We start from the raw sequence: 12,312 nt of genomic DNA on the forward strand, positions 1-12,312 counted from the left end.
TGCCTTTCTTATCCAGGCCGGTCTTACAATCTCAGGAAATCTGATTATCACATCCGGGGGACTCATTAGTGATGATGGTGCAGTCTCAGTTAGTGGAAATAGTACTTTTACCACCGATGCCGGAGGCGCTGCCATTACTCTGGATGGAGCCAGTACTTACACTGGAAGTGTTGGGCTTAACACCAATGGAGCAGGTAATGCTGATTTGATCAATGTTGTATCAGGAGTCGATTTTGTTGCATCGAATATAGGGGGAGATCTTACAGTAAACTGTGGTGGAAATCTTACTCAAAGTGCAGGTACTGTTTCCGCGGTTAATGGAGAATTCGATATAACGGGAAGTATCGGTATTTTGGGTACTCCTATACAAACCGATCTCACAACCCTTGAAGCTACTGCAGGTGATGATATTTATTTTTCTGAAGCAGATGCTCTTACAATTGGTGGAGTTGGTCCTATAGTTGGTGTCAATACAACGGCTAGTGATGGTTTAATTTCAATTGTAACAGCTGGTGGTTTAATGACTGTCAGTGAAACTGTAATAGCAAATGGTTCAGGAAATGTAACGCTGAACTCCGGCGGAGTCCTGACAATCAATGATATTGTAAGTAGTACAACAGGAATACTCGATTTCACATCCGGTGGAGTCACGAATCTTGGAGCCGATGCCCTGACCACAGCCGCAGGAGCTATAACGTTCAATAACAATGTAAACCTCACGGCCGTCGGGCTGGATGTGAATGCCACGGGAGCCGGAGCTGTCAGTTTTGCGGGAACAGTGGATGGCGCGCAGGCTCTTAGCATCAATGGTGGAACCGGAGCGGTTGGTTTTACCGGAGCTGTCGGCTCGGGAATTCCCATAGGAGCTCTTGTTGTAAGCGCTTCTAGTTCGGTGACAACAGGTTTGACCCTTGTGGCAGCCAGTGCCGCGTTTACCAGCAGCGGTAATGTTCTCCTTGGAGGAAACAGTACGGTCACAGGAGCTGCAGGTTTTAGCAGCAGCGGTGTGAACTTCACAGCCCCCGGGATCGATTCCAGCGGCGGAACCGGCGGTATCACAATCAATCATACAGGCATTGTGACCCTGAATGGAGCAGTTGCCAGTGCCACGGGTGTTGTTGATGTGGATACGACGGGAACACTGAATATCAACAACACAATCTCCAGTACCAGCGGAGTGATCAGCCTGGATGCTACAGGGCTGACGACGGTGGTTGCTGCAGGGGATATCACGACGACTCTGGCTGGTGGAACGGTGACCTTCGGCGGAGCTCTGAGTACAGCAGGCGATGTGACGACAAACGGATCGGCTGTTGTTTATACCAATGGAGTAGATCTAACGGGGAATGTCGCTGTTGCCACGAGTAACGGTGCTATCACCTATAGCAGTACCATTGACGGCGGCTCCAACCTTACCCTCACAGCGGGAACCGGCATAATCACTGTGACAGGAGAGGTTGGGGGAGCCCCAGCTCTTAATTCCTTAACTGTAGCAAGTGCCAGCCTCAGTGATATTGGAGACGATGTTACAACTGTGGGTATACAGGATATTACATCAACAACTATCCAGTTGTCAGGTACTAATTATTCAACTACTAATAGTAATATATCGTACAGTGGTAATGTTGAATTAGGGAATAATGTCGACCTTGATACAGGAGCTGCAGCAGGAAATATTTCAATTTCGGGGACTATCAATAATGCTCAGTCCTTAGATCTCAATGCTGGTACAGGTAATATCATTCTTGATGGGACGGTTGGAGATACAACGGCATTAACAGCCCTAACAATAAATACATCAAGAAATGCAGAGTTATTTTCTATTGGTGTTGCCGGGGCAGCAGGTGCAGGAATTACTGGTAATCTCAGTGTTACAGTTACAAACGCAATAACTCTAGATGGCAGATATTACTCTACTGGCGGAACTCAGACATATAATTCTGGTCCCGATTTAACCCCAGCTCCTGATTATACTGAGGGTGGAACTAGAATCTTACTTTCTGGTGATGGTGAGTTCAGAGCCTCATCAATGACTTTTGGTAATGCTGCAGCTGCGGCATTGATTAATATCGGTGATATATATCTGAATTTCCCTACTTTTACATTAACTATTTATACAGATATAACTTGTGGTTTGTTTGCATTTTTTAATGGCAATATCGATTTCAACGGTGTAAGAACTCTTTCTACTAGTAACAATCTTGGTAAAAATTTTGTTGCCCTTGGTGGAGGTGTTGGATATACGGTAGATGATCCGGATTGGACTCCTGCAGATACCAGATTTGATTATCCCGATTTGGCTTCCCTTGCATATAATCCACTCAGTTATGATGCAACTTTTGGAGACTTGGTAAATCTTACTCTTAATGTTGGTACAGGAACCATTGGAAATTTTTATGTAAATGGAGTTGATCTAACTGCTACAGGTAATTGGAATCTTAACCTAAGGAATAACAGTAGTTCTCAGCCGCTATTCAATTCACTGAACACAGTTACAAACTGGGGTACTCCCTATAATATCGCATTTAATATGAGTGTACAAAACTCACAGGTTAGCGGCGGGAGTATTGCTGCTGCTATTCCTGCAGGCGTAAATACTAATAATAATATTACAAATAATGGTGGAAATATTCAGTATAATCCTATTGGTCCAGTACAAGGTTGGGATTTTGATCATCCGGATTTAATCTCTGTTGAGACTATATGGGATGATGCGTTTCTACTGACATTTACAGAACCAATAGCCAATGTCAATGATGAAATCTCTTCTATAATTGGTCAGGGATTATTGATGGCTAATGGAAGTAGTGCACAAGTTACTGAAACACTTGTTGCCATCAATGATGATGGAACGTCAAACGGTTCCACTGATATTCCGGGTAACTTGAGCTCTTTCATCATCAGAGTCGCAACTACCTGGAATACAGATGCCAGTAATGCTTCATTGGGAGGAGCTGCCAGTACAGATGCTTCCGGAGCACACCAGACAACAATTCCTGACCTAACTTTTCTGAAGTCTTTATTTTATGATGCGGGTGGAAAAAATCAATTTCCAAATTATGGGAATAATGGTGTTGCTGCTTTTCAGGCTGCATCTGATTCCTGTCCACCAGTTCTTATTGATGTAACAATAGGTAATCATGGTGCAACCGGTACAGATTATGACTATCACAATTATATACTTGCCGCTTATTCAGAACCTATTATTGTAACAACTGATGACGGTTTAACCACACACATCAATGCAGCTACTAATTTTATTAATCAGAGTTGCGATGTTTATCCCTTGAACGGTTCTGATTATCTCGGTGATATCCAGAATAATCAGGGGGCCAATGTAGATGTTACCATTACCGGTATTATGACCTACGATGGATCTGTTCATGCCGAAAGTTCTGAATCCGAAGGTTTTTATTCCGGTACCACCGGGTTCGCACAGATAAACACTCTTGAAAGAACAGGAGGAAATGCACCATATGAGCTTCAGATAAATGTAGCTGCATATCATGATGGAACATCCTGGCCTGGATACTTGGGGCGGAGCGGAATGGATATTATGCAGCCAGCAAATTATGCTGGTATAGTATCAAGCAATATCCGGGATGTTCTCGGTAATGGTGCAAAGATAACAACAGGTGCGATTACTGTTGCTGGAACCGGGTGGGATATAGATCCTCCCGGCATTCCTGGTTACACAATCGGGGGTAGCAGCGGTATTATTGAAATTGTTCCACTTGACTCGAACCTGAATACCACCCTGGATCGCTTCGAATATCATGTTCTGGATGATTATTATCAATTCGGTGTAGCCTTACCTGTCTGGGATACGGAAACTGATCACGTGGATACCAATAAGGGAGTCCGGGATAATTCATTACAGACCATTAATTCCTTCTATTTTGAAAGTTCTGGTGTTGAGCCGTTATTGAATACTGAAAACCTTTCATTTTCGACTCAGGTCAACAATGATAAATTTGATCCGAATAATAGCATCCTTCCTCCTGATGATCCGTATTTTAGAATTACTATTAATGATACAGGACATTCCTGGGACACATTGACGAAAATGTGGGCAGGATATGAAGAGGATGAAGGGTATTTAACGGATCTTGCCGGAAACAGATTGAGAACATTTACCAGAATACGGGCTGTTGAAAGTATTCCACCCGAGATATCTTTGTCACTCTCTATGCCGGGAAATAACTGGATTTATGTAAAATTTTCTGAAGCGGTTTATGGTGATCAGGCTGCAGCATCAGATATTGATGCGGGAGATGTCTATTATACAGGAGGATCCCTGTCAATCACATCTGTTGAGGATTATCCGGGGGGTGTTGCAAATGAAGAGTATATCTTCCATCTCTCGGACTCTCTAACACGTAATGATATTATCACGGGTAGAATTGTCATCAGACCCCTCTCAATTTATGATGCTGAAGGTAATCCCTACAGGGATAAGTTTATTCATAGAGTATCTGACCTTGGTATAGATCTGGTGGAACCTGTCTGGGCCTCTGACGGTATACATGAAGAATCGATTCAATCAGGAACATCAATGAGAGTCTTTGATGGTACGGGACGCCTGATGGATAGAGACATCCTGATGCAGATCCGTATTAATGCTTCTGCGGCGGAAAATACTTCCTTAAGTATGTATTTTGATTCCAATGTATCCGATTCTCAGGTTGTAAATGACCTATGGCTCCCTGTGTATCATCCTGTGCTTGCACCTGTCGGGAACTTTTCGGCCCGTTATGTTAATGCATCTGAAGTCCTTGGGAATGGATTGCAGAATTTTATTATTTCATCCACTGACCCGGATATGGAAGTCGGAAATACAATGGAATTCATCTTTATGCTGGATAACTTGCCCTGTGTACGTTTATCAAACAGCAGCGATATCTGGAGTTTTGAGCCCTGGAAGTTCAGGGTGGAAGATATCCGTAAGCAGAGAGGTGGAGTTACTATTCTGAATAATGTACTCAATCCAAATAATGGGGACCATGCTGTACTGATGTATGAAGTAGACACTCCAGGTGTTGTAACGGCTCAGATCTTCACATTAAATGGTAACCTGGTCAAAATCCTCCATAGAGGAAGACAGGCCGAGGGTTCTTATCAATATGTCTGGGATGGACGAAATCACGGTGGAAATATTGTAGCCCGGGGTGTTTACTTTGTAAGGGTTGTCGGTCCGGATATGGATGAGATTCGAAAGATAATGGTTGTTAAGTAATTACCAGGGTGTTGAAGAATACTCCAGGACTGGTTCCGAAATTAGAATTGAGCCGGCAGAAAGTCTGTTCCAGCTATTATCTGTAATTCCCGGGTTTGAAGGAGAAATACTCAGTTCCATGACGGTCTCTTCAGAAATATCAGGAAGCTGAATGTTTTTTTCTGATGCCAGAATAAGCTGAGTCCATCCGCTGCTCCAGTCTCCTGAGTAGCTGCCTCCGTCTCTCAGAGAGTAGAGGTCTGAAAGAAGTTGTGTCTCATAGAATACCTGGTAGTCTTCCACGTTCAGCTGGTTTTCTGAGTCATATCCCTGTATTCCCAGTTCAATACGATCTGCATGGAAGCAATTATTGACAGCGCTTAGATCTGCTTCTTTAACCCAGACCGAAAAACGGTAATATCCTGATATCAGTTCCAGGTCAGTTCTGTGATCCAGGTTCATCTTTAATCTAAGCTTGAGGTCAAACTCACCCTCTGGAGACCTGACAACCATCATGTTATCATAGGATCCACCCTGTGATGAACCGGCAAAAGTCAGGGAGTCTGTGTTTAGTAAAACAGAATAACCTGAGGCTGTTATTCTGTTAGGGCTTCTTGATTCTGTTACTGTAGGATCAAGTGGTGGGTATGTATTCCTGATGCTTATATCCTGGAGGTCGGAAGATCCTCCGATTCCACCAAAGGACTGAAAGTAATAATAGTCTCCCAGGTCTGGTTCTGTCGTTGTAGAGTCCCATTGAGGAATATAGAAAATATTCAGAGGTGAACCCGTTCTATAATCATATTTAAAGAAATAGCTTTTATTGGGAGAGTATGTATTTGAATTTATCAAGGCATCTGTTAAGACTATTTTTGCCCTTTCGTCAGTACTAAGATTTATCCGTACAGTATTGTTGTCTATTTCGTAAGATCCGGAGTTGATAATCTCCAGTGTTCCCGGTATATCTCCTGTATCTACGAACTTTGTTGAACTATTATACAGAAACCAGGGCTCAGTAGTTAATCCTGTCTCAAAATCACCATTCTTCAGAAGGTTTTTAATCTCTAATCTATATGAGGGGCCTCCATTAGGACCTCCTGTGCTGCTGTCCAGGCTGTAATCCATATAGCTAGTTGCATCTGTGCCGCTTACAAATGAGTAATCGGGCATAAGCTCCCAGCTGTCTGTCTGCAGGCTGGTGGTGGATAGGAAGCTCTGTCCATCGTACTCTGTAAAGAGTTGTTCATCACAGCTGAATAATAATAGCAGGGCTGCTGAAATCCCCAGTATTCGGATAACTCGTTTCATACCTATAACATACTTCTCAAACTGAGATTTCTCAAGTTCAGAACTCTTTTGAATCATAACCATTCCTTTAGTTCTGTGAAATTTACATTAATCCAGTGTTGTTCCCGGATGGTAAGTGCTGCTTTTTCCAATCTTCTTCGAATCTCATCCATTTTCCGGACCTTCAGGATTTTGTCTTTTACTAGGAAATTCAGTTCAATACTGATCTCTCTGCCCACAACGACCATTCGCAGTTTATATTCAGCCTGTAGTTCACAGGCTATCCGTTCTGCTTCTGACTGAATTGGTTTTCTGTGTTCATCATCGGCCTCAATATAGAGGAATTCTCTAAAAGCAGAGATGAAACTCTTAATAGGAAAGGCAATGAAAATACCTGACATGAGTAATACCAGGGCCGGGTCTGCATAGGGGCTGATCCAGCTGTAACCTGTCCCCAGGGAGATGTAGGAAATCCCGAAACCCAGTAAAACGCCCAGGCTGAGGAGGGTGTCTCCCAGCCACTGGTTATACTCTGCATCAAGGAGACCGGAATTTATATTTCTATTTACGGTTCGTATTTTTATGGCTACGGCTATGCATCCCAATGTATTGATTACTGCATAAATCAGGGCCAGTCCGGGATCCACAAGGCGTCCCCCTTCCAGGATATCTGATAAAGCATTTACAGAAGATATCAGGCACATTCCCATAAGCATGACGGATTTAAAAATTATCAGAAGAGGTTCAAAATGAGCTTTTCCAAAGGGGAAGTGTTCATCATCTTTATGGTTATGTATCTCTTTCAGAACTACCAGTGAAAGGGAGGTCAGTCCCAGGCTGATAAAAGAGTATATTCCGTCGAAAATAATCATTCCTGAGTTGGTGTACAGTCCCCATGTTGTACCGAATAATGCAAAAAAAAGTGTTGCTGCAAGTGAGATATAGAGGATTTTTTTTTCTGTCATTAAATGGGCTCCTATGTGTAAAGGCCGGCTGTCCAATCGTTGCAGTCTCATGATAAAATGAGTCATGGATATGGATTACCCTCTTATTTCAGCAGTTATTCCTGTGTATAACCGCCCCGATCAATGCCTTGAGGCTGTTAAATCGGTTTTGGCTCAAACTTACAGGCCTCTCGAACTTATTATCGGCGATGATGGCTCAGAAGATCATACTTTGGATGTGATCCGCTCTTTTTTATCCGATTATGAGGGAGATATCTCTGTTAAGATACTGGAACTGGATCATTCAGGTTTCCCCGGTGCTGTCCGGAATAGCTGTGTTGAGAGGGCAGAAGGTGAATTTACAGCTTTTCTGGATTCTGATGATCTTTGGCGTCCGGGTAAGCTTCTCCATCAGTATGAGACAGTTCATAAGGATCATCCTGATTGTCTGATTTCTCATACCAGAGAAGAATGGAATCGTCGGGGAAAGATTATTTCTCAGGCGGGTATGGATCATAAGAGAGAAGGTTTCATCTTCACAGATGCCCTGAAAAAATGCATTATCGGTCCTTCGACGGTCATGATGCGCAGAGATTTATACAGGGAAACTCATGGTTTTCGTAGAGATATGGAGATAGCTGAAGATTATGAATACTGGCTTCGTCTGACGGCAGTCTACGAAATTTCTTTTCTGGATGAACCAATGACCATCAAGCGGGCAGGTCATGGAGATCAGTTGTCAGAAAAATATGGACAGATAGAAATTTTCAGGATCAGAGGCTTAAAGGATCTTGTGGATCAAACGTTTTTTACAGTGGATCTTCAGAAACTTGCCGCCAGGGAACTTTCCAGAAAATGCAGTGTTTACGGCAGAGGTTGTATGAAACGGGATAAGGAAGAAGAAGGGCAGGAATACCTCGATATGGCAGGGTATTACGAAATTATTGCCACTTCACCTTCGTCACTCTCTTAAGCTTTAAATTGGAAAATAATTTATTAAAAGGAAATAAATATGGGATCAGAAAAGAAAAAACAGCGGAGAATTGATAATCAGATTATGGGGCAGTTTTTTATCGATAGTCAGGCTGGAAGAGCAAGGCTGAAGGATGTGGAAGAGGTTAAAGAAATTCTCCTTGAACTGGGTGAACCTTTTTCCGAACTTATCACAGACAGAGAGCTTTTTTTCTTTTTTCTGATTTTCTCATGGAATCTTACATTTGCTCCTGAGGATAAGGTTGATGAGGAGCTTGATCACTTCCTGAAACCCTATATGCAGGTCGGTGATCGTTTTCATCAGGCATCACGGGAGCTGATACTCTCTATTGCAGAGAGGAAAAAGCAGCTCTTTCCCCAGGAGCAATATACTTTTGGATCTTTTGTTCCGGGGGAAAGCTGAGAGAGAAATCATACCGGACTCAGAGCCCTGCAGCTTCTTCTTTGATGATGGCTCTCAGTTCGGGGTCCTGCATGGCATAGCGGAGAGTGGCTCTCAGAAATCCTGAGGGTTCTCCTGTATCCAGGCGTTCACCTTCTGTCTCTTTATAGATAACTTTACCCTGATCCATCAGTTTCTGCAGTGCATAGAGGTGGTAGTATTCTCCCCCTGTATGTTTTTCCCAGCCTTCTTCCAGATACTTGAAGAACTCGGGTGTATAGAGGTAGCGTCCGATGGAAACTTCTTTGCTGGGCTCCTGTCCGGCCGCTGGTTTTTCAATCATTCCCTTTACATGAAGTTTATCTTCTGCAAGATCCAGGACACCATAGCGTTCCAGGTTGGGAGGATTGTGTATAGTGGCAAGGACGGAGCAACCGGTCTCTTTGTAACAGTCGATCAGCTGGGCGGAAAGGGGTTTATCTCCCATATGGATATCATCGGGGTAGGCGACTACAACAGGTTCATCTCCGATAAGAGGCGCTGCCTGCAGGAGGGCATGGCCGGTTCCCATCATCTCCATCTGTCTGATAAAGGCAAAACGGGCATTTCCGGGAGTAATGGATTCAAGCTTGGCCGTGGCGCCTTCTTTTTTGAAAACGGACTCGAGTTCTATTTCTCTGTCAAAAAAATCTTCGAGAACTTTTTTTCTTCGGGAAGATATGATGATAATATCTTTAATACCCGACTGAATAAATTCCTCAATGATAAAGGAAATAGAGGGTTTATTGATTAGGGGAAGCATTTCTTTAGGGATAGTTTTTGTTACAGGTAGGAAACGTGTTCCGTAACCTGCGGCGACAATTATACCTTTCATGGTGTAAACTCCTGAAGAGGATTAGACTTTGACTGCATTATGGTCTGAGGAGGATGAAAAAATCAACAGAAGATATCTAAGCATCATCATTCTTATTCTCTCTCTCCTTAGTCTGACTGCCTGTTCCGTACTGGATCCTCTACGTCTTACAGTTGAGAATGACAGGCAGACTATCATGGAAGAGATCCTCAAGCGGAACCGTGTTTATACGGTGCGCAGCAGTGATGAAGATATTCTGATTGATCTTCTGAATGAACCTGATCCGCAGATCCGTCAGGCAGTTGTCCGTCTGATAGAACAGAATCCCTCACAGCCCCTCTATGATGCTCTGATTACGGCAGTTTCTGATGATAGTGATAATGTATCAGCTGAGGCCCAGAGAGTCCTCATGGACCAATGGGAGGATTCATATAAAGCTGTTTTAAGAGGGTTGAACTCAAGCAAATCAAAAACTCTCTATACTTCAATTGATCTTATTCGAAAAAAAGAGAGTCAGGATGTTTCGGTATATCTTTTAACTCTTTTCAGTGATCCCCGTCCCACTGTCCGGGCCAGCGCATCCAGAGGATTCGTTGCATTGAATGAGTATGAGCATCCCTGGTTTCAGACTCTGCTGCAGAGTCCTCAGCCCCTTGTGAGGCAGACCGCAGTAGAGACTCTTCCCCGTTTTAAAAATCCTGAAATTATTCCTTCTCTTATAGGATTTATACTGGACCCCGTTCCTGATATCCGGACAGCGGCGATTTTCGGAATATCCGAGTTTGACCGAAAAGCTCTTCCGGCTCTTCATGAGACCATGAGGTTTACAGCTAATAAAGAATTACGCCTGAGTGTTCTTGAACTAATTGATGGAATTCTGGAGCCTGAGAGTATACCCGTCCTGGTTGATCTCCTCAGTGATGAAGATGCTTTGATTGCAGCAAAATCTGCAGAGGTACTGTACCGCCAGGGGGGAGACTGTGTCCCCGAGCTTCTGGCCCGTATGCCTTTTATGGATACTGAGGCTCTTCTTCTCTCTTTTGATCTGATAAGACGTTTTCAGGATCAGAGAGGTCTTGTTCGTGTAATTGAGTATTTCGATTACGATGAATCTCTTATTCGTCTCAGTGCTGTTGAAACGGTACGCTCTTTCTCGGTAGATGCCTTTCCGGTTCTTGTTGATACTCTTGATTCCGGAACTGAGGAGATCAAGTATCAGGCTCTTCTGTTGCTTACTGAACAGTGGGCTTCTTCCCTGGTTTATGATTTTGACAAATCTGAATATCCCGTTAACCATATTTTTTATTTTTTTGAGACCCTGAGTCAGGAAGAGGTCATCACATTTTTAAATCATGTGGATCTGCCCAGTCGTAATCTTACTGCACTGAAAAACCTTTATGAAATTGAATTGAGTACAAGGCAGTATCAGGACATCAGAGGGATACGGAACAGGGAGTCTTACCCCTATCTTTTCTTTTACAAAGAGTGGGAGGATGCACTGATCTCGGCAGAGTTGAGCCGGCAGAGTTCCTTTACTTATATGCATTACTACTTTGACAGTGGAGAGGAAGCCTGGCTTACAGAGTCAAAACAACTCAGGGATACGGCGTCATTGTTTGAGCGTTCTGCTTCAACAGCCCGAGATTCTGCTCTACGCAGCGGTGCCCTTACAAGCAGGGAGGATGTGGCTCTGGTTTCCCGCTACCTGTATAACCGGCAGCAGTTGTCTGAAAGCTGGAGGGCTCTGACTTCAGATATTCAAAGCCTTGCTATGCTTATCTTTCTCCGTTATTCCCTGGATATTCAGACGGTAGTGAGAGATTATGATTATTTCAGAACCCTCCCGCGACAGAACGGTCCTATTCCTCAAAATCTTTAGTCCAGTTCTTTCTCTGGTGGTATCTTTTAGCTGACCCAGGATTCTATAAGAATCCGGTAGATATTTTTGATATGCTCCGGGGTGTTAAAGTGCTTTACGATAAGAGCTTCTGTTCTCTCTTCCCGGGGAAGTTGATATTTATAAATAAATGCTGTGTCTGTAATAAATTCTGACGGATCCAAAGCTTCTTCCCATGCGGTATACATTCGAAAATATAGATAGAGTTGAGAACCGGGGAATACACCCGCACAAACAGTATCCAGAATGGGCTGCAATGATTTGTGGTTGATTTTCTGAATTCCATCTGAGAAAGAATTATATGCTAATGATTGAACACTCACATCAGGAATATATCATGGTTCTCTAATCTGGTTAATAGTAACTTACGGTGAATTGTTAAGATTCTCGGAGGCGACGGGCATCCCTTTCGTTCTCCAGCATCCTGCTGGTTCACTCCAGGCCCCTCATTCCGCTGGCGTTGTTCTTTCTGTAGAGTATCATCTCATAGCAAAGATTTAAATGCTACCTCTCGGTAGCTACCGTTAGACCTAAGGGCGTGTCTCACTTCCGCCCTGATCGGGCGCGCTTCATGTCGGTTCGATGCCCGTGGTAGGTTTTTGTGCAAAAAAAAAGGGGCTGTTGCAAAAGTCTAATAGACTAAAGCAGCAGCCCTTTTTAATTATGTATATATTGAATAGAACCTGACCTACTACAAAAAGGGACCGCAAAGCGGTCCCAACGTGCTACTATTTGTTTAAC

The 12,312-nt window shown here is 43.4% G+C and carries 8 protein-coding genes; 4 read left to right on the forward strand and 4 right to left on the reverse strand.

Annotated features, from left to right (window positions below; translation table 11 throughout):
- The coding region (locus DV872_RS24895; RefSeq protein ID WP_114632682.1) for a FlgD immunoglobulin-like domain containing protein at positions 1–5,236 on the forward strand (5,236 nt) is incomplete at its 5' end.
- On the opposite strand, the gene DV872_RS24900 is transcribed toward DV872_RS24895, so the two are convergent.
- A complete protein-coding gene (locus tag DV872_RS24900) occupies positions 5,237–6,580 on the reverse strand; it encodes a hypothetical protein (RefSeq protein WP_114632683.1) in 1,344 nt (447 codons plus the stop codon).
- Positions 6,577–7,467 (reverse strand): cation diffusion facilitator family transporter, encoded by an 891-nt coding sequence (locus tag DV872_RS24905; RefSeq protein ID WP_158547176.1) that lies wholly within the window; start codon positions 7,465–7,467, stop codon positions 6,577–6,579. Before DV872_RS24905 ends, DV872_RS24900 begins: the two co-directional genes overlap by 4 nt.
- A gap of 64 nt (positions 7,468–7,531) precedes the next feature.
- On the opposite strand from DV872_RS24905, the gene DV872_RS24910 reads away from it, so the two are divergent.
- Both DV872_RS24910 and DV872_RS24915 read left to right on the forward strand, forming a co-directional pair.
- A complete protein-coding gene (locus DV872_RS24910; RefSeq protein WP_230391684.1) occupies positions 7,532–8,419 on the forward strand; it encodes a glycosyltransferase family A protein in 888 nt (295 codons plus the stop codon).
- Between the two features lie 39 nt (positions 8,420–8,458).
- Positions 8,459–8,842, forward strand: coding sequence for a hypothetical protein (locus tag DV872_RS24915; protein ID WP_114632685.1), 384 nt, complete (start codon positions 8,459–8,461; stop codon positions 8,840–8,842).
- Positions 8,843–8,861: 19 nt separating this feature from the next.
- Here the strand turns inward: DV872_RS24915 and DV872_RS24920 are convergent, their stop codons facing one another.
- Positions 8,862–9,695 carry a UTP--glucose-1-phosphate uridylyltransferase gene (locus DV872_RS24920; RefSeq protein ID WP_114632686.1) on the reverse strand — a complete coding sequence of 278 codons (834 nt, stop codon included), beginning with the start codon at positions 9,693–9,695 and terminating at the stop codon, positions 8,862–8,864.
- A 28-nt stretch (positions 9,696–9,723) separates the two neighbouring features.
- Here DV872_RS24920 and DV872_RS24925 point away from each other — a divergent pair, with 28 nt between their 5' ends.
- The gene (locus tag DV872_RS24925) at positions 9,724–11,553 is read left to right on the forward strand and encodes a HEAT repeat domain-containing protein (RefSeq protein WP_114632687.1); all 1,830 of its coding nucleotides are present in this window, start codon (positions 9,724–9,726) and stop codon (positions 11,551–11,553) included.
- Between the two features lie 26 nt (positions 11,554–11,579).
- Here DV872_RS24925 and DV872_RS24930 read toward each other — a convergent pair whose 3' ends face one another.
- Complete coding sequence (locus tag DV872_RS24930) at positions 11,580–11,894, reverse strand: hypothetical protein (RefSeq protein WP_147283267.1); 315 nt, start codon at positions 11,892–11,894, stop codon at positions 11,580–11,582.
- Positions 11,895–12,312 lie beyond the last annotated feature (418 nt).

Origin of the sequence: Oceanispirochaeta sp. M1, from assembly GCF_003346715.1 — a bacterium.
Lineage (GTDB): Bacteria > Spirochaetota > Spirochaetia > DSM-2461 > DSM-2461 > Oceanispirochaeta.

What these genes read in the sequence shown, in the direction of transcription:
- DV872_RS24900 (WP_114632683.1), bottom strand. Translation starts at nt 6,580, where the DNA reads ATGATTCAAAAGAGTTCTGAACTTGAGAAATCTCAGTTTGAGAAGTAT.
- DV872_RS24905 (WP_158547176.1), bottom strand. Translation starts at nt 7,467, where the DNA reads ATGACAGAAAAAAAAATCCTCTATATCTCACTTGCAGCAACACTTTTT.
- DV872_RS24910 (WP_230391684.1), top strand. Translation starts at nt 7,532, where the DNA reads ATGGATATGGATTACCCTCTTATTTCAGCAGTTATTCCTGTGTATAAC.
- DV872_RS24915 (WP_114632685.1), top strand. Translation starts at nt 8,459, where the DNA reads ATGGGATCAGAAAAGAAAAAACAGCGGAGAATTGATAATCAGATTATG.
- DV872_RS24920 (WP_114632686.1), bottom strand. Translation starts at nt 9,695, where the DNA reads ATGAAAGGTATAATTGTCGCCGCAGGTTACGGAACACGTTTCCTACCT.